16 protein-coding genes and 1 tRNA gene are annotated in these 20,723 nt (G+C 68.9%); 8 read left to right on the forward strand and 9 right to left on the reverse strand.

Annotated elements, in window-relative coordinates; translation table 11 throughout:
• The first annotated feature begins 108 nt into the window (after window positions 1–108).
• From BGI51_RS13500 to BGI51_RS13510, 3 genes are all read left to right on the forward strand, one after another.
• Complete coding sequence (locus tag BGI51_RS13500; protein WP_187978657.1) at window positions 109–996, forward strand: LysR family transcriptional regulator; 888 nt, start codon at window positions 109–111, stop codon at window positions 994–996.
• Between the two features lie 89 nt (window positions 997–1,085).
• A complete protein-coding gene (gene selB, locus BGI51_RS13505) occupies window positions 1,086–2,999 on the forward strand; it encodes a selenocysteine-specific translation elongation factor (protein ID WP_187978658.1) in 1,914 nt (637 codons plus the stop codon).
• A gap of 9 nt (window positions 3,000–3,008) precedes the next feature.
• Window positions 3,009–3,104, forward strand: a tRNA-Sec gene (locus tag BGI51_RS13510).
• A gap of 10 nt (window positions 3,105–3,114) precedes the next feature.
• Here BGI51_RS13510 and BGI51_RS13515 read toward each other — a convergent pair.
• Window positions 3,115–4,125: a hypothetical protein gene (locus tag BGI51_RS13515; RefSeq protein WP_187978659.1), complete on the reverse strand. Its 1,011-nt coding sequence runs from the start codon at window positions 4,123–4,125 to the stop codon at window positions 3,115–3,117.
• 144 nt (window positions 4,126–4,269) lie between these two features.
• On the opposite strand from BGI51_RS13515, the gene BGI51_RS13520 reads away from it, so the two are divergent.
• Complete coding sequence (locus BGI51_RS13520; protein WP_252977076.1) at window positions 4,270–4,878, forward strand: TetR/AcrR family transcriptional regulator; 609 nt, start codon at window positions 4,270–4,272, stop codon at window positions 4,876–4,878.
• Window positions 4,879–4,887: 9 nt separating this feature from the next.
• On the opposite strand, the gene BGI51_RS13525 is transcribed toward BGI51_RS13520, so the two are convergent.
• Window positions 4,888–8,919 carry a bifunctional nitrate reductase/sulfite reductase flavoprotein subunit alpha gene (locus tag BGI51_RS13525; RefSeq protein ID WP_187978660.1) on the reverse strand — a complete coding sequence of 1,344 codons (4,032 nt, stop codon included), beginning with the start codon at window positions 8,917–8,919 and terminating at the stop codon, window positions 4,888–4,890.
• Window positions 8,920–9,500: 581 nt separating this feature from the next.
• Here BGI51_RS13525 and nirB point away from each other — a divergent pair.
• From nirB to BGI51_RS13540, 3 genes are all read left to right on the forward strand, one after another.
• Window positions 9,501–12,050: a nitrite reductase large subunit NirB gene (gene nirB, locus BGI51_RS13530; protein WP_187978661.1), complete on the forward strand. Its 2,550-nt coding sequence runs from the start codon at window positions 9,501–9,503 to the stop codon at window positions 12,048–12,050.
• Between the two features lie 2 nt (window positions 12,051–12,052).
• Window positions 12,053–12,409 (forward strand): nitrite reductase small subunit NirD, encoded by a 357-nt coding sequence (gene nirD, locus BGI51_RS13535; RefSeq protein WP_187978662.1) that lies wholly within the window; start codon window positions 12,053–12,055, stop codon window positions 12,407–12,409.
• 382 nt (window positions 12,410–12,791) lie between these two features.
• A complete protein-coding gene (locus BGI51_RS13540) occupies window positions 12,792–13,001 on the forward strand; it encodes a hypothetical protein (RefSeq protein ID WP_133859878.1) in 210 nt (69 codons plus the stop codon).
• Window positions 13,002–13,005: 4 nt separating this feature from the next.
• On the opposite strand, the gene BGI51_RS13545 is transcribed toward BGI51_RS13540, so the two are convergent.
• The 5 genes from BGI51_RS13545 to BGI51_RS13565 form a co-directional block, all read right to left on the reverse strand.
• Complete coding sequence (locus tag BGI51_RS13545) at window positions 13,006–15,549, reverse strand: bifunctional diguanylate cyclase/phosphodiesterase (protein WP_187978663.1); 2,544 nt, start codon at window positions 15,547–15,549, stop codon at window positions 13,006–13,008.
• Between the two features lie 161 nt (window positions 15,550–15,710).
• Window positions 15,711–16,295: a DUF4136 domain-containing protein gene (locus BGI51_RS13550; RefSeq protein ID WP_187978664.1), complete on the reverse strand. Its 585-nt coding sequence runs from the start codon at window positions 16,293–16,295 to the stop codon at window positions 15,711–15,713.
• Window positions 16,296–16,357: 62 nt separating this feature from the next.
• Window positions 16,358–16,969, reverse strand: a complete 612-nt coding sequence (locus tag BGI51_RS13555; protein WP_187978665.1) for a DUF4136 domain-containing protein — start codon at window positions 16,967–16,969, stop codon at window positions 16,358–16,360.
• A 47-nt stretch (window positions 16,970–17,016) separates the two neighbouring features.
• Window positions 17,017–17,772 carry a methyltransferase domain-containing protein gene (locus BGI51_RS13560; RefSeq protein WP_187978666.1) on the reverse strand — a complete coding sequence of 252 codons (756 nt, stop codon included), beginning with the start codon at window positions 17,770–17,772 and terminating at the stop codon, window positions 17,017–17,019.
• Window positions 17,769–18,074 carry a nucleotide pyrophosphohydrolase gene (locus BGI51_RS13565; protein WP_187978667.1) on the reverse strand — a complete coding sequence of 102 codons (306 nt, stop codon included), beginning with the start codon at window positions 18,072–18,074 and terminating at the stop codon, window positions 17,769–17,771. The genes BGI51_RS13560 and BGI51_RS13565 overlap by 4 nt, the downstream gene beginning before the upstream one ends.
• A 131-nt stretch (window positions 18,075–18,205) precedes the next feature.
• Here BGI51_RS13565 and BGI51_RS13570 point away from each other — a divergent pair, with 131 nt between their 5' ends.
• Complete coding sequence (locus BGI51_RS13570; RefSeq protein ID WP_187978668.1) at window positions 18,206–19,324, forward strand: hypothetical protein; 1,119 nt, start codon at window positions 18,206–18,208, stop codon at window positions 19,322–19,324.
• A 132-nt stretch (window positions 19,325–19,456) separates the two neighbouring features.
• On the opposite strand, the gene BGI51_RS13575 is transcribed toward BGI51_RS13570, so the two are convergent.
• Together BGI51_RS13575 and BGI51_RS13580 are read right to left on the reverse strand one after the other, a co-directional pair.
• The gene (locus BGI51_RS13575) at window positions 19,457–19,927 is read right to left on the reverse strand and encodes a helix-turn-helix domain-containing protein (protein WP_187978669.1); all 471 of its coding nucleotides are present in this window, start codon (window positions 19,925–19,927) and stop codon (window positions 19,457–19,459) included.
• 354 nt (window positions 19,928–20,281) lie between these two features.
• Entirely contained in the window at window positions 20,282–20,701 is a 420-nt protein-coding gene (locus tag BGI51_RS13580) for a GNAT family acetyltransferase (protein ID WP_187978670.1), read from the reverse strand.
• Window positions 20,702–20,723: the final 22 nt, after the last annotated feature.

A 20,723-nucleotide genomic window follows, 5' to 3' on the forward strand; every position in this document is an offset into this window, starting at 1 on the left:
GGGATTCCTCGTCAGGTGAATGAGGCTTCACTCTAGCCAGGATGACGCTGTGCGATAATCCGGTCTCGACACAACGACCTGTTCGCTCAGCCGTACAATGGAGGCGCCTTGAATCTGGATGACCTGGCGGCCTTCGCCGCCGTGGCCGAGGCCCGCAGCTTTCGTGGCGCCGCCTATGTGCGCGGTGTGGCGGCGTCTTCGCTGAGCGATGCGGTGCGGCGGCTGGAGCGGGAACTGGATGTCCGGCTGCTGCACCGCACCACCCGCAGCGTGACGCCCACCGCGGCCGGCCAGCGTCTGCTGGAGCGCCTCACCCCCGCGCTGCGCGAGGTGCGCGGCGCGCTGGACGCCATCAATGCCGAGGGCGAGAGTCCGGTGGGGAGCCTGAGACTCAATGTGCCCACCATCGTCGCCCGCGTGCTGCTGCCGCCGCTGATCGGCCCCTTCCTGGCCCGGCATCCGGGCATTCGCCTGGAGGTGGTGGCCGAGGACCGGCTGATCGACGTGCTCGCCGCGGGTTTCGATGCCGGGGTGCGCTACGACGAGCACCTGGAGGCGGACATGATCAGCGTGCGACTGGGCCCAGTCACCCAGAGATTCGCCGTGGCCGGAACCCCTGCCTACCTGGAACGGCACGGCGTACCAACACACCCCGCCGACCTGGTCCGGCATTCCTGCATCGGGCATCGCTTCGCCAGCGGCCTGGTGGCGCAGTGGAGCTTCGAGCGCGGCAGCGAGGTCAGCAACGTCACGCCGGGCAGTCGCCTGCTGGCCTCTGCGCTCGACCTGGAGCTGCAGGCCGCCCTCGACGGCGTCGGCCTGATCTATTCCTTCGCCGACTATCTGGCCGAGCCCCTGGCCGACGGTCGCCTGGTGGAAGTGCTGGCGGACTGGTCCACGTCCTTTCCCGGTCCGCGGCTCTACTATGCGGATCGCCGCCAGCTGCCGGCCCCGCTGCGGGCCTTCGTGGCCTTCTTGCGCGAGCGTCACGGCTAGGCGATCGCGCGGGGCGCCGCTACCCTGAGCGCCAGTCCGCCGCCTGGAGCCGCCATGACGTCCCTGTTCATCCGCCTGGTACCGTGCCCATGATCATCGGCACCGCCGGTCACATCGACCATGGCAAGACCGCCCTGATCCAGGCCCTCACCGGGGTCGCCGGTGACCGCCGCCGCGAGGAACAGGCGCGCGGCATCACCATCGACCTGGGCTATGTCTATGCCGATCTGGGCGACGGCGGTCTCACCGGTTTCATCGACGTCCCCGGTCACGAGCGCTTCGTGCACAACATGCTGGCGGGCGCCAGCGGCCTGGATCTGGCCCTGCTGGTGGTGGCAGCCGACGACGGCGTCATGCCGCAGACCCGCGAGCACCTGGCGATCCTCGAATTGCTCGGCATTCCCCGGCTGCTGGTGGCCCTGACCAAGGCCGATCGGGTGGATGCCGAGCGACTGGCCCAGGTGCGTCAGGACGTCAGTGCGCTGCTGGCCGCCGGCCCCTTTGCCGGAGCGCCGCTGTATCCGGTGGCCAGCCCCAGCGGCGTGGGCATCCCCGAATTGCGCGCCGCCTTGCTCGCGGCCCTGGGCCAGGTGCGCCAGCGCAACGCCCGCGGCAGCTTTCGCCTGGCGGTGGACCGGGTGTTCAGCGTCGCCGGGGCCGGGGTGGTGGTCACCGGTACTGCCTTTGCCGGCCAGGTGGCCGTCGGCGACGAACTCATCCTCACCCCGCGCGGCCAGCGCCTGCGGGTGCGGGGGCTGCATGCCCAGAACCGCGCGGCGGAAACCGCCCAGGCCGGCCAGCGGGTGTCCCTCAATCTCGCCGGTGAGCGGCTGAGCACCGACAGCCTCGCCCGCGGTGACTGGCTGGTGGCCGAGGCGCTGCATGCGCCCACCACCCGTATCGACGTGGAGCTACGACTGCTGCCCGGCGAGGCGCGCAACCTGGCGCACTGGACGCCGGTGCACGTGCACCTAGGCGCCCAGGATCTCACCGGTCGCGTCGCCCTGCTGGAAGGCGACAGCCTCGCCCCGGGCGCCACGACCCTGGCGCAGCTGGTGCTCAATGCGCCGCTGCACGGGGTGCATGGCGATCGCCTGGTGCTGCGCGACCAGTCTGCCCAGCGCACCCTGGGCGGCGCCCGGCTGCTCGATCCCTTCGCCCCGGCGCGCCATCGCCGTACGCCCCAGCGCCTGGCCCAACTCCAGGCCCTGCGTCGGGGCGGTCTGGAGGAGGCGCTGCCCGAACTCCTGGCCCAGGCCGACGGCGGTCTCGATCCGCGACTGCTGGCGCGGCAGTTCAACCGCCCCGAAGGCGACTGGCAATTGCCCGCCGACACCCTGAGGGTGGAGACGCGGGTCGGCCCGCGGCTGTTCGCGGCGGCGCTGTGGCAGGCGGCGCTCGAGCGCCTGGGCGCGGCGCTGGCGACCTTTCACCAAGAACAACCCGACGAGCTGGGTCCCGATCGGGATCGCCTCCGCCGCATCGCCGCGCCGGAACTGGAGCGGACGGTCTATTTGGCCCTGCTGGAGACGGCCCTGGCCGAGGGGCGATTGCAGAGCAGCGGTCCCTGGCTGCACCTGCCCGATCACCGGGTTCGCCTCACCGAGGCGGAGGAGGGGCTCAAGACCCGCCTCTGGCCGCTGCTGGAGGCCCAACGCTTCGATCCGCCCTGGACTCGTGATCTGGCCAGGAGTCTGGATCAGCCCGAGGCCGAGGTGCGGCTGCTGCTGCGCAAGCTGGCCCGGCTGGGGGAACTGACCCAGGTGGTCAGGGATCTCTTCTATCCCCAGGCGAGTCTGGAAGCCGCGGCCGGCGAGGCATTGCGCCTGGAGCGCGAAGCGGGGATCATTCGCGCCGCGGCCTTTCGCGATGCCCTCGGCATCGGTCGCAAGCGCAGCATCCAGATCCTCGAATGCCTGGATCGCATCGGTTTCACCCGTCGCTTCGGCGACGAGCGCCGGGTCCGCCCGGACAGCGCCTGGGCCCGCGCGGCCGAGGGCTAGCGCAACAGAGGAAGGCAATCACGCCCGGTGGCGTGGCCGGGCTTCAAACCCGGTTGGGGACGGCAGCCGTTCCCGGGTGGGTTCGACTCCCACTGCCTTCCGCCATTTCCCGCCGTCAGTGCCCATCCGTCTGGTGATGGATCACCGCGCCCTCCCGTTGCAACTCCTGCAGAAACCACTCGGCCGCCCAGAGGTGTTCGGGCATATAGAGACCCGCCGGCAGGGGTTCACCGCCCGCCAGGCCCAGCACCCGCTCCAGCGACAGCACCAGCCCGAGGGCGGTCAGCGAGGCCTGCCCCTGGTTGAATTCCAGCACGGCGCGTGCGCCGGTGGTCTGGCCGTCCCTTTCACCGCTCACCCTGACCGCGATCTCGGCCGCTGTTTCCGCGCCCCGCCGCCGGCTGGAGGACTCGCCCATGGCGATGTCGAAGCGGAGCTCCGGGGCGGCGGTGGCGGCCCGGAGACTGAGCAGATCGATGGAGCCGAAGGCCGTGGCGGCCAGCGTGCGACCGTCCAGCGCCGTGACGCTGCCCTGCAGGTCGGCACCGCTCAGCCAGGCGCGGCGTCCATGATGGAAGGCCAGGGCAGCGGGTGCCGTGCTGTGCACCCGCTCCATGTCCTCCCAGGCCAGGGGACCGGCCGGGTCCGCCTCATCCAGCAAGACCTCTATACCGATGGCCGCGACCCGGGTGAAGCGGCGGGCGAGATCGAGTGCCAGCGCCAGGGCGGCGCCCGAGGCCCAGTGGCTGGACAGCACCAGGGCATGGGCGGCGGGGCGGTGCATGAACTGGGCGACCTCCGGCCCCAGTTCGGTGACGCCGGTGTTGGCATTGAGATAGGGGATGCCCAGGTGCTGGGCGAGGCGCAAGCCGTGCAGGGCCTGATCCGGTGCCAGCATGATCATGGCTGCCGGGGTGAGCGCGGGGTCCAGTCCCAGCCCCGGCTGGTCGAGATCCAGGCGCACCGCCCGGGCCTGGCTGGCGGCCTGGGCGACATCCTCGGCCGTGGCGAGGTTGCGGCCGCCGACCAGCAGCGGCCAGTCAGGCTGGCGCTGGCGGAACCAGTGGACGGCCTGGCGGCCTACCGTGCCCGAACCGCCGGCAAAGAGTATGGGTTGCAGTGGCATGATGCTGTCCTCTTCGTTGCAGTGCTGAGGTTCCGGAGACCGCACAGCCGATTGCCACGGGCTGTTATCCGCATTAACCTACCATGTGTAGGTTCCAGTTCAGGATTAACCTACCTTTAGTAGGTTTGCAAGAAGACGTGACCAATGGCAGCGCGATCCATCCCTGAAAAACCGGTCTCCGAAGGGACCGGACGGCGTCTCTCCAAGGCAGCCCGGCGTCAGCAATTGCTGGACACGGCGCGGGTCATCGTTCGGGAAGAAGGTGCGGATCGCCTGACCCTGGGCTATCTGGCCGTGCAGGCGGGCGTCTCCAAACCGGTCGTCTACGAGCATTTCGGTACCCGCTCGGGGCTGCTCATCGAGCTCTATCGCTGGCTCGATCTGGCGCAGATGGATGCCTTTCGCCAGGCCATGACCGCCCGGCAGCAGGGCTCCGAAGAAGCCACCGCGGCGCTGGCCGAGGGCTACATCCGCTGCGTGACCGACATGCAGGGTGAAGTCGGCGTAGTGGCGGCGGCGCTGGCGGGGAGCGAGGAAAAGACCGCGGTGTACCAGGAGTTGCTGGAACATGGCACCCAGATGGTGACGGCGGTGCTCACGCCGCACAGCAAAAGATCCACCGCGGAGTTGCAGGTGTCCTGCATCGGTCTGGTCGGCGCCGGCGAGGCCCTGGCCGCGGCCGTGGTGCGCGGGGCGCTGGGCGAGCGCGAGGCCATCGAGGCCTTCACCCGCCTGGTGCGCGCGGTGCTGTAGCCGGCGGCGCTAGTAGACGTCCTTCAGATAGCGCTTCTGTTCGCTCATCCCGCGCAGGTACTCGCTGGCGGCCTCGTCGCTGAGATGGCCATGGGTCGCCACCACCTGGCGCAGGGCCTGGTCGACGTCCTTGGCCATGCGGCTGGCGTCGCCGCAGACATAGACGCGGGCGCCGTCCTGCAGCCAGCGCCAGACGTCGGCACCGCGTTCGCGCAGCCGATCCTGCACATAGATCTTTTCGGCCTGGTCGCGGGAGAAGGCCAGGCTCAGTTCGTTCAGCAGGCCATCGCGCTGGAAGGCTTCCAGTTCGTCGCGGTAGTAGAAGTCGTGGGCGGCGTGCTGCTCGCCAAAGAACAGCCAGTTGCGGCCCTGGTCGCCCCGGGTGCGGCGCTCGTGAAGAAAGCCGCGGAAGGGCGCGATGCCGGTGCCGGGGCCGATCATGATCAGCGGGACGTCGCCCTGGTCCGGCAGGCGGAAATGGCGCGAAGGCTGGATATGCACCTCGGTGGCGGCCTCGCCCAGGCGGTCGGCGAGAAAGCTGGAGGCCACGCCCTTGCGCTTACCGTAGCGCACCGCCGAGACGGTGAGGTGCACTTGGCCGGCATGGGCCAGGGGGCTGGAGGCGATGGAGTAGAGGCGCGGCTGCAGGCGCTTGAGGCTGCCGAGCAACTCGCGGGCGTCGTGGCGGGCGGGAAAGCGGGCCAGTACATCGGCCAGTTGCCGGCCCCAGAGCCAGCGCTTGAGTTCGTCCCGGTCGCCCAGCAGGGCGCGGCACTCGGCACTGCCGCTGCGCTCGGCGATCAGCGCCAGGGTCTCGGGGTTGGGGCGGGCGATCTCGTAGTGTTCGCTCAGCGCCTGGCGCAGCGACAGCTCGCCGACCTTGGCCACGGCGACCGGTTGTTCGCCGTCCAGTCCGGCGAGGGCGAGGACCTCCTCGACCAGCTCCGGGCAGTTGCGCGCCCTCACGCTCAGGGCGTCGCCAGCCTCGTAGGCCAGCGGTTGCTGGGTCTCGAAACCGAATAGCCGCACCTCCTTGTTGGACCCGGCACTGTTGAGTCTCTGGTTGATGACCAGCCGCGCGGACACCGCCGTCGGGCGGCTGGTCGTGGCTGAACTGGCGATAGGCACGTGCTCGGCCTGAGGTGCCAGTTGCGCCTGCAGGGCGGTCAGCCAGGCGTCGGCGCCGTCGAGGCCATCGGCGTCGCAGTCCAGGCGCGGGCAGAGGCGCCGGGCGCCGAGGTCGGCCAGGCGGGCGTCGAGGCGCTGGCCATGGCCGCAGAATTGCTCGTAGGTGGAATCGCCCAGGGCCAGCACGGCGTAGTCCAGTTCGGCCAGGGAGGCGTCGAGGCGATTGAGACCCTGCCAGAAGGCCTGGCCATTGTCCGGCGCTTCGCCATCGCCAAAGGTGCTGCTCACCAGCAGGACGCGACGGGCACCGGTCAGGCGTTCCACGGCATAGGCGGCCATGTCGTGCAGCTCCACGCTGAGACCGGCCTGGCACAGGCGGGCGACGCAGCGTTCGGCCAGGGCTTCGGCGTTGCCGGTCTGGGAGGCCCAGAGCACCACCAGATCGGCCGGCGCGGTGGAGGCCATGGCCAGGCCGGCGGCCTGGCGTTCCGGCAGGCGGCTGAACAAGCCGGCGAGGAGGCCGTCGAGCCAGAGGCGGGTGTCGGCGGCCAGCGGCGCCTGGGCCGGCAGGCAGGGCACGCCCTGGGTCGCGCCGTCGCGCAGACCGTCCATGAAGCCGGCCAGGTAGGTGCGTTCGGCCGCGCTGAACTGGGGCCGTACCGCAGTCGCGACCCCGGTGAGCTCGGCCAGCCGCGCCAGGGCAGGCAGCCGGGCGCTCTCCCTGACAGGCTCGTCGGCCGGCAGCTGGCGATGGGGAATGGTGGCGACGCGGGTCAGGCGCACCGCGCAGACCTTGAGTTCCGGTTGCAGCGAGAGCGGATCGACGGCGTCGCTGGTGACGGCGTTGATGGCCAGCTCGCTGCCCTGGACGTCGGCCCAGTGAAAGGGCGCGAAGCAGTTGCCGGGCTGGACCCGGTCGCTGATGGTCACCGGCAGCACCGCGCGGCCGCGGCGTGAGGTGATCTCCAGGCGGTCGCCCTGCGCCAGGCCCAGGGCCTCGGCGTCCTGGGGATGCACCTCCACGAAGGGCGCCGGATTGAGGCGGTTCAGGGCGGCGATCTTGCCGGTCTTGGTGAGCGTATGCCACTGGTGCTGCAGACGCCCGGTGTTGAGCACGAAGGGGTAGTCGGCATCGGGCAGCTCGGCCGGGTCCAGGTGCGGGCGGGCGAAGAATTGCGCCTTGCCTCTGGGGGTGGCGAAGTTGAGTGCGGTCGGTTCGCCGGTTTCGTCCAGGCGCAGGGTCTGGCTGCGGCCGTCGTTGCGATAGCGGATCGGCTGGCGCGGATCGCTCTCTGCGCTGGGGCAGGGCCATTGCAGCGGCGTCTCGCGCAGCCGGGCATGGCTGGCGCCGCGGATGTCGTAGCCGGTCTGGGGGTTGTGGAATTGCCGGATCTCGTCGAACACCTCGGCGGCCGAGGCGTAGCTGAAGTGTTCGCCATAGCCCAGGGCGCAGGCCACGTCGGCGATGATCCGCCAGTCGGCGCGGGCCGCGCCGGGCGGGGTGACGGCCTGGGGTGCCAGGGTCAGGTTGCGCTCGGAATTGATCATGACCCCGTCGGCCTCGGCCCAGAGCGCGGCGGGCAGGAGGATGTCGGCGTAGCTGTTGGTCTCGGTGTCGAGAAAGGCGTCCTGGGTGATCACCAGTTCGGCGGCCTGCAACCCGCGGATGACCGTCTCGCGATTGGCCACGCTGGCCACCGGGTTGGTGCAGATGATCCAGCAGGCCTTTACGGTGCCGGCGGCCAGGTCCTCGAACAGGGCGACGGTGCCCTGGCCCAGGCGGGTATGCAGGGTGCCTTCGGGGATGCCCCAGGCCCGCTCGACGAAGGTGCGGTCGGCGGCGGACAGCAGGCTGCGCTGGCCGGGCAGGCCGGGCCCCATGTAGCCCATCTCGCGCCCGCCCATGGCATTGGGCTGGCCGGTCAGGGAAAAGGGACCGCTGCCGGGGCGGCAGATCTTGCCGGTGGCCAGGTGCAGGTTGCACAGGGCATTGGTGCTCCAGGTGCCGTGGGTGCTCTGGTTCAGGCCCATGGTCCAGAGGCTGGTCCATTCGCCGGCCTCGCCGATCCAGCGCGCGGCGGTGCGGATGTCCGCCTCGGTCAGCCCGGTCCCCGCGGCCACCCGTGCCGGACTGTAGTCGGCAAGAAACTCGGGCATGGCCGCCCAACCTTCGGTATGGGCGGCGATAAAGGCTTCGTCTACATGGCCCTCGGCGTGCAGCAGATGCAGCAGGCCGTTGAGCAGCAGCAGATCGGTGCCCGGACGCAGTTGCAGGAAGAGATCGGCCTTCTCGGCGGTGGCGGTGCGCCGCGGATCTATCACGATCAGCTTGGCGCCGCGCTTGACCCGATCCAGCAGCCGCAGAAAGAGGATGGGATGACAGTCGGCCATGTTGGCGCCGCTGACCAGGAAGAGGTCGGCGCGATCGAGGTCGTCATAGGAGCCGGGCGGACCGTCGGCGCCGAGGGACAGCTTGTAACCGGTGCCGGCACTGGCCATGCACAGGCGGGAATTGGATTCGAGCTGGTTGGTGCCGATGAAACCCCGCGCCAGCTTGCTCGCCAGGTACTGGGCTTCCAGCGACAGCTGCCCGGACACATAGAAGGCGATGGCGTCGGGTCCGTCGCGGTCGAGGATGGCGCGCAGGCGTTCGGCGGTGGCGGCGATGGCCTGCTCCAGCCCGGTCTGCACCGGTTCGTGGGAACGGTCGTGGCGGACATAGGCCTGCTCCATGCGTCCGCTGTCCACCAGCGCCTGGTGGCTGGTGCTGCCCTTGGTGCAGAGCCGACCGCGATTGGCGGGGTGGTCGCGATCGCCGCTGACCTTGGTGATCCGACCGTCTTCCACCTGCATGACGATCCCGCAGCCGACGCCGCAGTAGGGGCAGACGCTCTTGATGTGGGTAGTGGCCATGGCAAGGATCCTTCGAAAACCAGAAAGCGAAAAGGCGCCGGTCGCGCTCCCCGGAGGGAGGCGAACACGGCGCCTTTGTCGTGAAAGGAAGCGATCGGCGTTGACCGCTCCATGCTGAAGATTTAGCAAGGCTCGCGCCAGCTTGGCCCGGCGCGCGCGGGGGCGCATTCCTACTGCTCTGGCGGGGTGCCGGTGGCGCTGGCCGAGGCCACGGCGGTGGGGGTCGCGATGCGCCGTGACGGGGCAGGCCGGCCCGCTCTTGCACCGTTGTGGTTCTGCTCGGCGGGCGTTCGGACAGCCTCCGGCAAGCCACTCGGCAGGCCGCAGCCCGCGCCAGCGGCGGATCTTCGGGCGATCAGGCGGAACTGGCACAGCCGATGCAAAAGCCCTGACAGACCCGCACATTCGGGTCGCCCGGTCGATCAACGGCGATCGACAGCCACCGCAGGCGACGGGCATGGAGCAGAGCCAAGGGCTCCTCCCTACCAGAACAGGCAAAGGCGCCTGAGACCGCAAGGTTTCAGGCGCCTTTTTATTTGCCGCGAATCAACCTGATTGGCCTCGGCCGGGGGATAGCCTCCATGAACAGCATCGTGACCCGCAAAGAACGCCTGATCGTCGTCGGCAACGGCATGGTCGGCCATCACCTCGTCGAGCAGCTGCTGGCGGCCGGCGCCCTGGACCACTACGAGATCCATGTCTTCGGCGAAGAGCGTCAGCGCGCCTATGACCGGGTCCATCTCTCCGAGTACTTCGCCGGTCGCGACGCCGAATCCCTGGCCATGAGCGAAGCCGGCCTCTATGCCGTGCCCGGCCTGGTGCTGCACCTGGGCTGCGCGGTGACCGCCATCGACCGCGAGCAGCGCGAGGTACTGACGCCCGAGGGTGCCTTTGGCTACGACCGCCTGGTACTGGCCACCGGCTCCTATCCCTTCGTGCCGCCCATCGAGGGCGCCGAAGGCGACTCGCGCCTGGTCTATCGCACCCTGGACGACCTGGACACCATCCGCCTGGCCGCCGCCAGGGCGCGCCGCGGCGTGGTGGTGGGCGGCGGCCTGCTCGGCCTGGAAGCGGCCAATGCGCTGAAATCCCTGGGTCTGGAGGCCCATGTGGTGGAATTCGCCCCGCGGCTGATGCCGGTGCAGCTGGATGACCTCGGCGGCGCCGCGCTCAGGCAGCGCATCGAGGACCTGGGCGTGGGCGTGCATCTGTCCAAGGCCACCCAGAACATCACCGCCGGCAGCGAGTATCGCTACCGCATGAACTTCGCCGGCGAGGATTTCCTCGAGACCGACCTGATCCTGTTTTCCGCCGGCATCCGGCCCCAGGACGCCCTGGCCCGCAACTGCGGCCTGGAACTCGGCGCCCGCGGCGGGGTGGCGGTGGACAACGGCTGCCTGACCAGCGATCCCTTCATCCATGCCATCGGCGAATGCGCCGCCTGGAACGGCAGCATCTTCGGCTTGGTCGCCCCGGGCTACCAGATGGCGCGCCTGGTGGCCGCCACCCTCTGCCATGGCCAGGCCACGCCCTTCACCGGCGCCGACATGTCCACCAAGCTCAAGCTGCTGGGCGTGGACGTGGGCTCCATCGGCGATGCCCACGGCGCCACCCCCGGGGCGCGCAGCTATCGCTACATCGACGAAGCCAGCGCCAGCTACCGCCGCCTGGTGGTCTCCGCCGACGGCAAGCACGTCCTCGGCGCCGTGCTGGTGGGCGACAACAGCTACTACGACACCCTGCTGCAATACGCCCAGAACGGCATCCCGCTGCCCCAGGATCCGGCCAGCCTGATCATGCCGGTGGGCGAGGGCGCCCCGACCCTGGGCGCCGATGCCCTGCCGGCCACAGCGACCCTCTGCTCCTGCCACAACGTCACCAAGGGCGCGGTCTGCGCCGCCATCGACGCCGGCTGCACCGACCTCGCCGGCATCAAGAGCTGCACCAAGGCCGCCACCGGTTGCGGCGGCTGCGCGGCACTGGTCAAGCAGGTGTTCGAGCACGAGCTGATCGCCCGCGGCGTCGAGGTCGACAAGAGTCTCTGCGAACACTTCGCCCACACCCGCCAGGAGCTCTATCACCTGGTGCGGGTTGAAGGCATCCAGAGTTTCGACGAGCTCCTGGCGCGCCACGGCCGCGGCCAGCATGGTTGCGACATCTGCAAGCCGGCGGTAGCCAACGTCCTGGCCTCCTGTTGGAACGCCCCCATTACCGATCCGCACCTGGTGCCGCTGCAGGACACCAACGACACCTTCATGGCCAACATGCAGAAGAACGGTACCTATTCGGTGGTACCGCGCATCCCGGGCGGCGAGATCAGCCCGGAAGGCCTGATCGCCATCGGCCAGGTGGCGAAGAAATACGATCTCTACACCAAGATCACCGGCGGCCAGCGCATCGACCTCTTTGGCGCCCAGTTGCACGAGCTGCCGGACATCTGGGGCGAGCTGATCGCCGCCGGCTTCGAGACCGGTCATGCCTACGGCAAGTCCACCCGCACGGTGAAGAGCTGCGTGGGCAGTACCTGGTGCCGCTACGGGGTGCAGGACAGCGTCAAGATGGCGCTGGACATCGAGCACCGCTACAAGGGCCTGCGCGCGCCCCACAAGCTCAAGTTCGCCGTCAGCGGCTGCACCCGCGAATGCGCCGAGGCGCAAAGCAAGGACATCGGCGTGATCGCCACCGAGAACGGCTGGAATCTCTATGTCTGCGGCAATGGCGGCATGCGCCCGCGCCACGCCGAGCTGTTCGCCACCGACCTGGATGACGAAACCCTGATCCGCTACATCGACCGGCTGCTGATGTTCTACATCCGCACCGCCGACCGTCTGCAGCGCACCTCGGTGTGGCGCGAGTCGCTGGAGGGCGGGCTGGACTACCTCAAGCAGGTGATCATCGAGGACAGCCTGGGCCTGGGCGCCGAACTGGAAGCCCAGATGCAGCTGGTGGTAGATCGCTACGAATGCGAATGGGCCAACGCCCTGAACGATCCCGACAAGCTCAAGCGCTTCCGTACCTTCGTCAACCAGCGCGGCAACGACCCGGACATCCACTTCGTCAAGGAGCGCGGCCAGCGCCGGCCGGCGCGTCACCACGAACTTCAGCTCATCACCGTTACCGAGGAGGCTTGACCATGACTCAGACCAATACCGCCCGCGCCCTGGAGCCCCGCTGGCAACCCCTGTGCAGCCTGGCCGACCTGGTGCCCCAGTCCGGCGTGGTGGCCCTGCACGAGGGTGAGCAGGTAGCGCTGTTCTACCTGCCGGAAACCGCGCAGAAGGTCTTTGCCGTGGGCAATCGCGATCCCAAGTCCGGCGCCAACGTCATCGGCCGCGGCATCGTCGGCCAACTGGGCGCGGATCTGGTGATCGCCTCGCCGCTGTACAAGCAGCACTTCCGGCTGGCGGACGGCGGCTGCCTGGAGTATCCCGAGCAGGCCCTGCCCACCTGGACGGTGCGGCTGAATGGCGAGCGAGTGGAGATCGCCTGAGGCGGCTTGGCCCTCACCCCAACCCGCTCCCGGAGGGAGAGGGGCGGTCCGGAGTGGGGCGGGCTTCGCACGTAGCCTGGACAACGGCGCAGCCTTGTCCGGGAATAGCTGACGCAATACCAAGTGACCCTCACCCCAACCCTCTGCCGGAGGGAGAGAGGACGGTCCGGAGCGGGGCGGGGCTTCGCGCGTAGCCTGGACAACGGCGCCGGCTTGTCCGGGTTCCCCGCCGAATACCGCTATCCCCATTGTTGCAGCTGCCGCAGTGCAGCTTTGCGCAATCGGGACCTGCGCCGGGCGGCGAAATGACTGCCGGGGGACGATACTCAAGGAGCGGGGACGCTGTCTGCCGATCCTGGTCATCGTCCCGCCGGAGGTCACCATGCGCCTGACAAGAACAATTCGCTCCGCGCTGTTCATCGCCCTGCTCTCGGCCCTGGCCGCTATCGCCCTGTTGGAGGGCTGGCGCGCGCAACCGGTGGGCGAACTCACCCTGCGCGCCGATCCGGTCTGTACCCACGGATATGCACCCTATGGCTGCTATCCGGTTCCGGCCCGAGGCGGCGATCTGGGGTGGCTGGAGCGCCTCTAGGTCGTCAACCCGCCTGCAGGTCGGTTGCCAGCAGCGCTGCCAGCTCGCGGTCAGTCAAAGAGGGACCGACCAGGGCCCCTTGGACCTCATCGCAATGCTGCGCCTGCAGCCAGGCCAACTGGCCGGGCGTCTCCACGCCCGTTGCCGTCACCCTGAGGCCCAGGGTTCGTCCCAGGCCAATCAGAGCCTGGACGATGGCGGCATCGACCTGCTGGTCTTCCAGGTGCGCGACCAGTCGGCTATCCAGGCTGATGCCATCCAGCACGGGGTGGCGCAGCGCCTCCAGGGCGCTTGAACCTCGGCCGAAGTCGGCCAGACTCAGGCGCACGCCCAGCGCCTTGAGCGCCTCGAGCAGCATCAACATCGGGGCGCTGTCTGCCTGCGACAGCGCCTCGGGCAGTTGCAGCTCCAGGCGTTCCGCTGCCAGGCCGCTCGTCTGCAAGGCGCGGGCGACCGCCGCCACCAGGGCCTCGCCATCGGCGAACGGACGTGCGGACAGATTGATGATCAGCCGCAGTGGCGCGGGCCAGGTCGCGGCAGCGTGACAGGCGTTGTCCAGCAACCAGAATTCCAGGGGAACGCTGAGTCCGGTCTCCTCGGCCAGGGGCAGGAGGACCTCCGGCGGTAGCAGGCCGCGCTGCGGGTGGGCCCAGTGCAGCCGGACCTCGATGGCGTTCAGCCGACCCTCGGCGGCGCTCCGCCGAGGCAGGTAACCCAGGCGCAGCTGGTCGAGCGCCAGCGCCTGGCGCAGCTCCTGTTCCAGGTCACGCCGCTGGCTGAGCTGGGCGTCCATCGCCGGGGCATGGAAGCACCAGCCGTTGCGGCCCGCGGCCTTGGCCTGGTACAGCGCGATATCCGCCAGGCGCAGCAGGTCCTCGACCTGGCTGGCCTGCTCCGGCGCCTGGGCGATGCCGATGCTGGTGCCGACGCTGACCGACTGTTCCTCCAGCAGGATGGGTCGGCCGATGGCATTCACCAGCCGCGCACAGATCTGGTCGACGGTCGCCACATCCAGGTGACCGAGCAGCACCACGATGAATTCGTCGCCGCCCAGGCGCGCCACCAGGCCGCCAGGTCTCAGACTGGCCTGCAGACGCCGGGCGATTTCCTGCAGCACCCGATCGCCGGCGGCGTGGCCGAGGCTGTCGTTGACCGGCTTGAAACGATCCAGGTCCAGGCTGAGCAGCGTCAGCGGGGTCCTGGCTTGCGTCAACTTGCGCGCCAGGTAGTGCTGCAATTGCAGGCGATTGGCCAGGCCGGTCAGGCTGTCGTGTTGCGACAGGTGTTCGATTTCCGCCTGGGCATTGACCGCGGCGGTGATGTCACTGGCGGTGCCGCGAAAGCCAGCGTCCTTGGGCAGCGGTCGGGCGGTGATCTCGCAGACCCGGGAGTGACCCAGGCGGTCGCGATAATGGCAGCGCAGCACCTGGCGCTCGTCGAGCTGGCGGGCATTGCCCTGGAGCCAGGCAGCCAGCGGGGTCGTCTCGCTGCTGAACAGCTCCGCCAGCAGCCGCCCGAGCCAACTGCCGGGCGTATGCCCGGTGATGCGGGCGAAGCGTTCGGACAGATAGGTGATGCGGCCCGCGGCATCGCTTTCCCACAGCCAGTCGGAGGCGGCCTCGGCGAGTTCGCGAAAGCGCCTTTCGCTGCGACTCAGTTCGGCCTGGCTGGCGATCAGGGCATCGAACTGTTGGTCGAGTTGCCGCGCCGAATTCAGCGCATGGCGGATCAGCAGGGCCAGCACCAGCCCGAGCAGCAGCACCCCGGCCAGAAAGACCGGCAGGGTGCGGTGCAGGAGCTGGGCGCCGGGTTGCGGCGGTTGCCAGTTGAGCAGCAGCGGTGAATCCAGGAAGCGCAGCGTTTCATGATCGACCAGGGGCACCCGCGACGCCTCGAGTCGCGGCAAGCCATAGGTATCGCTGAGATGGGCCAGGGTGTCCGGATCGAGCACGTTGACGAACAGCATCACCGACGGGGCGCCGGGACCCGGGGCCACGCTGTAGCTCGCGCCGGGCGTGATGGTGGCCGCGGCGACCAGCGCCGGGACACCACCCACGCTCAGCACCCGTACCAGGCTCTCGGTCTCGCCAGGACGCTGGCGGGTGGCCGCCAGCAGGCCGGCCAGATCGCCTTCGAGCCATTGCGCCGCCGCGCGCTCCGTCGGCCGGCCATCGATCACCGCATAGACGGTACGATCCTGCGGATCCAGCACGAAGACCCCGTTGTAGCCATAGAGCTCATAGGGGATGTCGCCGACGTTGCGCTCGTCGTTGGCCCAGAAGAGGTCGACCGCCAGGTGCAGGTGCTTGTAGGCCTCACCCCACTTGGCGTAGTTGATGATGTTGTGGCCGATCTCGTTTTCGACCTGCACCAGAGTGCGGTCGATGTAGGTCCGGGCGCGTTGCTGGACGTCGGCGTCCTGGCTGGTGGCGGTCCTGATCAGCAGGTAGCAGCCGAGGCCGAGCAGGATCGGCAGGGCGCAGATGACCGGAAAGAGGCGCAGCAGCAGGTTGTGGCTGCGGCGGGTGGCGATGGGCGTGGACGGCATGGTGAACCTGGGCGGTGCTGGACGACGGTCAGGATTCCCGCGAGGTGGCCAAGGACGGCGCGAGGGGTGCCTGGCCAGCGGCCATTATCCGCCACCCTCACCCAGCCGTCTGCTCGCGGCCTGACCAGGGGCAGCGCTGAGCTGCCCGGACGGTCGACCGTTCAAGGCCGCGGTGGATAGCTGACCAGCAGCTCGTTGATCAGACGGCTGAAGGCGGCGCTGCGTTGGCTGGGCGTGGCGTTCTGATCGTCCAGCAGGCGCTCTTCGCTGGCACGCCAGACCAGCTTGCCGTCACGGCCATCGAGCATGTCGAGCTGGACCGTCATCACCGGGTAGGTGACGGTCTGGGTGCGCACATAGCTTGGTCCCCAGGGGCCGGGACCCCAGGCGGAGCCCCAGGGACCGCCCCAGCCCGGACCCCAGTAGGGATCGGCATAGCTGTAGCTCTGCTGGCGCTGGTCGAGGATCACATAGAGCTTGAGCTTCAGATCCGGGCGCGTGCCCGCCGCCGCTGGGCGCAGCCCGCGCTGGTCGAGGCCGCTGCTCACCGAATCGCGCAGGCGCTGCTCGGTGAGATCGCTGCGCACCCGCGGATCGTTGGGGCGGTACTCGATGGCCGGGTCCGCCCAGCCCCAGCTGCGATAGGCGGCGAAATCACGGCTGGCGTCATAGTCCAGATTGCGCGGGCCGCGCTCTGCGCAGGCTGCCAGCAAGAGGACCGCAAGCAGCAGGAGACAACGTTTCATGGGCGATCCTCTGAGGTGAGCGCGCTAGTCTGCTTGGACTGGCTTAAGGGCCACTTATCCCTTCAGCTCGGCGGATAGTTGGCCAGCAGGCGGCGGGTGGTCTCGCGCAGGGTGCGCGCGCGTTCGCCGCTGTTGCCGTTGCTGGCCTGCTCGGCGGCCGAGTGCCAGAGCACCTGGCCGGTGGCGGGATCGAGCAATTCCACCTCCAGCACGTCGACCAGGAAGGTCCGGGTGCGGGTCCGCGCCTGGCCGACCGTGGCGCCATAGCCGGGGCCGTAGCCATAGGGCCCGTAGCCGCCGTAGCCGTAGCTGGTGTCGTAGTAGTCGGTGTATTGCTCGCTGCGCTGCTGCTGGGTCAGGCGGGCGCGTACCTGCAGATCGGCGCGGGCACCGCCGATGGCGGGCCGCAAGCCGCGCTGGTCGAGACCATCGGCCACCGCCTGCTGCACGGTCTGGCCATCCAGGCCGCCGCTGACCACCGCGGCGCCCGGTGCCCAGCTCCAGGTGCGATAGCGACTCCAGTCACGCGGTGCCGGCGGATAGGCCGCCGGATCCTGCTGCGGCAATACCGGGAGCGACGCCTCTGGCAGGCTGCTGGCGACATAGGGATTGGGCGTCTGGCAACCGGCCAGGGCGAGCAGCGCGAGCGACAGGCAGAGCAGGGGGTGACGCATGACCGGTTCCTCGGAGGAATGCTGGCCAGAGCATACCGCGCCCTACGTCATCCTGCCTTAGCTTGGCAGAGCCAATGCAGATAGCGCCCCAGGCCCGCGAAAGCCGGGTGCCGTCGGTGGGCCAGTTCCATGGCCACCAGCTCCTCGCCGTCGGCACGGGTCTGGAATTCCGGCGGCATGTAGTCGTGAAAGACCCGGACGCCACTGCGCGCCCGAACCTGCCAGTCTGCCGCCAGCCAGGCCTCGACCTCGCGCGGATCAAGCGGCCGTTGCGGCGTCAGGCCGCGTTGGCCCGCGCCGGCGTAGTCACCCTGCCGGAGTTTGCGAAAATGCCCCTTGAGCAGGTTGCGATAGATCAGGGCGTCGCGGTTGTAGAAGGCCAGCGACAGCCAGCCGTCCGGGGCCAGGCAGCGTTGCAGCGTAGGCAGGATCGCCGGGGGCGTCTCCAGCCATTCCAGCACCGCGTGGCAGAGCACCAGGTCGAAGGGCTCGGCGAAGGCGGGCAACTCCTGCCAGGGCAGCGCCAGCCAGTCGGCGTCGAGTCCGGCGGCGGCGAACGCCTCCTGGGCCCCGGCCAGCATGGGCGCCGAGGGCTCGGCCAGGGTCACGGCATGGCCCTGCTGCGCCAGCCAGAGACTCATGTGGCCGAGCCCGGCGCCGATGTCCAGCACCCGCAGCGGCCGCGCGGGCAGTACCTCGGCCAGATCCGCCTGCAGCACGGCCAGGCGGATGGCGCCCTTGGTGCCGCCATAGATGTTGGCGGCGAAACGGGTGGCGCGGTCGTCGAAGAAGGTATCGGTCACGGCAGGAAACGCCTCTCGTTGTCGGCCAGCTTGGCCAGCACCGCCTGCTCCACGTCCAGCTCCAGTTCGCTGCCCAGTTGCAGCAGATAGAGCAGCACGTCGGCGATTTCCTGGCCGGCGTGTTCGCGCTCGGCGGCGCTCAAGGTGCGGGCTTCGGCATCGCTCTTCCACTGGAAGATCTCCACCAGCTCGGCCATCTCGACGCTGGCGGCCATCGCCAGATTCTTGGGATTGTGATAGCGGCGCCAGGCGTTGGCATCGCGGATCGCGTGCAGGCGGGTGAGCAGGGCAGGGAGGTCCATGGGCGTCCGGGGGTCGACAAAACGCCATTCTCCCATGGCGAGACGGCTGTCGTCCGCCGGCCTGCGCGACAGCCTGACGCCGCTGTTCTACCCTGGGGCCCATCACCGACACCCTGGTTGCTGGAGCCCTGATGAAATCTTGCCTGACCGGACTGGGCTTGGCCCTGCTGTTGACCACTGGCGTCGCCCATGCCGAAAAGCTGCTCTTGGAGGGCACCCTGGGCCAGGTCCGAGTGGTGGTGGAGGTCGATTCCACCGCCAACGACGAAGCCTATGGCCGCTACTTCTACGACCGCTATCGCCGCGACCTGCGCCTGAGCGGTCCGGCGCAATCGGGCGACCGGCTCAAGCTGGAGGAGGGTGCGCCCTGGCAGGACGGTCCCAAGGCCAGCTGGTCACTGACGCGCGGCAAGGATGGTTCCTGGACCGGCACCTGGAGCGGTGCCGGCAAGACCCTGCCGCTCGCCCTGGCGCCGCTGCAACCGGGGCAGTCCGCGGCAGCGGATCGCTATCGGCAGAAATTGCGCCAGGGCGATCCCTATGAGTATCGCCGCCTGCAGGGACTCAGGCTGGAACAGGGCGAGCGCCAGACCTTCATGGGCCGGGGCCTGCGCTGGTGGCGCGAGCCGGTCTCGGGCATGCGGCTGTTCACCGTGGAGGGTGCCAGCGAGGCAGCCAATGCCGTACTGCGCGAACGCCTCTGGGCGGAGGTCGATGCCCACCTGAGCTGCATCGGCACTGACGGCGAGCACAGCCTGGAGGTGACCCCGCAGCTGCTCAGCGAGCGGGTGCTCAGCGTCAATCTGTTCAGCCAGTACAGCTGCAGCGGCGCGGCTCACCCGGATTTCGGCAGCGCGCCCCTGACCCTGGATCTGCAGACCGGCGAGGAGCTGGCGCTGGAGGATTTTCTCTGGTTGGGCCACGGCCAGCCGATTCGTCCGCAGCCGGAGGATCGCTATTCCCAGGCCCTGGCAGACTATAGGCAACAGACCCTGGCGCCCTGGGTGATCCGGCTGTTCACCCGCCTGTATCCGCAACTGATGCAGGCGCCCGCCGACGGCGACGGCTGCGACTATCGTAGCGCCGACGTCTGGCAATTCGCGCCCTGGTACCTGACGCCCAAGGGCCTCTATCTCGGCCCGACCTTCTTCCGCGCCGCCCGCAACTGCGACGAACCCGGCGGCACCCTGGTGCCCTACGCCGAAGTCCGCAAGCATCCGGGGCCGCTGGTGGACCTCCTGCCCCGCTGACGTAGGTTGGAGCTGAGCGCAGCGAAGCCCAACAGCGCCGCCTGCCTCGAAGGTCTGGCTGCCCAGTAGCAGCACCATGACCAGCTAGGCGGTTCAGCTGCGCCTAACGCTGGTGCCGATCGGTGGCTTTTCCTACTTCCGCAAGAGCTTTTGCAGCCGGGCGTGCTGCCAGAGGGCGATCCTGTCGCGCAGGAAGAAGGTCTGGATGCCACGACCCAGCAACAGGATTCCCCAGATGGCGGCGACCCACAGGGACCAGTGGCTGTCAGGCGAGGTCGCGCGATTGAGCACATAGAGAAAGACACAGATGACCATGCCGCGCAGCACCTGCCAATAGAAGCCGATCTCGGCGGCGACCTGTTCACGGGCATTCGCGATTCGCTCGTCTGCAGCGGATCCCACTGCTTGAGTGGCTTGACCTGTCAGGTCGGCAACGCTGATTTCCAGAACGGCAGCCAGGGCGCTCAGGGTCTCCAGACTGGCCTGCTCGCCATTTTCGATGCGTTGCACCGTACGGGTGCTTATGCCCGCGAGTTCAGCGAGCTGCTCTTGCGACCACGCTCGGGCCAGGCGGTGTTCCTTGATTTTGTTGGGCAGTTGCATCTCGGTTTCTCCAGCGGTGGTGGACGAGCAAAAGCCTAGCCGCAAGGCCCTCTGTCCGACACGACGACAACCCGACAGCAGCCTGACAGCGAGGTGACAGGGACCTGACGGCCTCGCTGACAGGGAAGAGCGGAAGCCCGTCTCCTGACAGGGTCTTCCCTGTCCATCCACTCTACACCGGCTACACGCGGTGAAAACCGTCCAGGGATTTCCACAGCAGGTTCGGCTCCGCGGGGTAAGGCTGCGCCGTTACCCACCCTACGATCAGCCGTGAGCCCGTAGCGTGGAAAACCGCAGGGGTTCTCCATTGGACGTTGAGTATCGGCAGCGGACAGGGCTTCGCCGCCTTCCACCCTAGTCGTCGGCGATCAGCCGCTTGCCCAGGGTGACGACCTCGGCCTCGGCATAGCCCAGGGCCGCATAGAAGCCGAGGATCGCCGCATTGTCCCGGCGCACCATCAGCTGCAGCTTGGGACAGCCGCGTTCGCTCAGCAGCTGTTCGGCGGTCGCCACCAGCCGCCGGGCATGGCCGCGGCGCTGATGCTCCGGGGCAACTGCGAGGTAATAGAGCCAGCCGCGATGACCGTCGGTGCCGACCATGGCGCTGGCCATGAGGGTGCCGTCCGCTTCGCCCACCAGGAACAACTCGGGTTGTTCGGCGAGCTTGCGCTGGATGTCGCGGTAGGGATCGTTCCAGGGGCGAGTCAGTCCGCAGGCCTGCCACAGATTGATCACGGCCTCGGTGTCGGCGGACTGGAAGGGGCGGATGTGCATGGGGCGGGATCTCCATCGCGGC

Origin of the sequence: Pseudomonas oryzihabitans, from assembly GCF_014522265.1 — a bacterium.
Classification (GTDB): domain Bacteria; phylum Pseudomonadota; class Gammaproteobacteria; order Pseudomonadales; family Pseudomonadaceae; genus Chryseomonas; species Chryseomonas aestiva.

Bases quoted from the DNA above. Each gene is read 5' to 3' on its own strand.
- selB (WP_187978658.1), top strand. From the start codon at position 1,086: ATGATCATCGGCACCGCCGGTCACATCGACCATGGCAAGACCGCCCTG.
- BGI51_RS13515 (WP_187978659.1), bottom strand. From the start codon at position 4,125: ATGCCACTGCAACCCATACTCTTTGCCGGCGGTTCGGGCACGGTAGGC.
- BGI51_RS13520 (WP_252977076.1), top strand. From the start codon at position 4,270: ATGGCAGCGCGATCCATCCCTGAAAAACCGGTCTCCGAAGGGACCGGA.
- BGI51_RS13525 (WP_187978660.1), bottom strand. From the start codon at position 8,919: ATGGCCACTACCCACATCAAGAGCGTCTGCCCCTACTGCGGCGTCGGC.
- nirB (WP_187978661.1), top strand. From the start codon at position 9,501: ATGAACAGCATCGTGACCCGCAAAGAACGCCTGATCGTCGTCGGCAAC.
- nirD (WP_187978662.1), top strand. From the start codon at position 12,053: ATGACTCAGACCAATACCGCCCGCGCCCTGGAGCCCCGCTGGCAACCC.
- BGI51_RS13540 (WP_133859878.1), top strand. From the start codon at position 12,792: ATGCGCCTGACAAGAACAATTCGCTCCGCGCTGTTCATCGCCCTGCTC.
- BGI51_RS13545 (WP_187978663.1), bottom strand. From the start codon at position 15,549: ATGCCGTCCACGCCCATCGCCACCCGCCGCAGCCACAACCTGCTGCTG.
- BGI51_RS13550 (WP_187978664.1), bottom strand. From the start codon at position 16,295: ATGAAACGTTGTCTCCTGCTGCTTGCGGTCCTCTTGCTGGCAGCCTGC.
- BGI51_RS13555 (WP_187978665.1), bottom strand. From the start codon at position 16,969: ATGCGTCACCCCCTGCTCTGCCTGTCGCTCGCGCTGCTCGCCCTGGCC.
- BGI51_RS13565 (WP_187978667.1), bottom strand. From the start codon at position 18,074: ATGGACCTCCCTGCCCTGCTCACCCGCCTGCACGCGATCCGCGATGCC.
- BGI51_RS13570 (WP_187978668.1), top strand. From the start codon at position 18,206: ATGAAATCTTGCCTGACCGGACTGGGCTTGGCCCTGCTGTTGACCACT.
- BGI51_RS13575 (WP_187978669.1), bottom strand. From the start codon at position 19,927: ATGCAACTGCCCAACAAAATCAAGGAACACCGCCTGGCCCGAGCGTGG.
- BGI51_RS13580 (WP_187978670.1), bottom strand. From the start codon at position 20,701: ATGCACATCCGCCCCTTCCAGTCCGCCGACACCGAGGCCGTGATCAAT.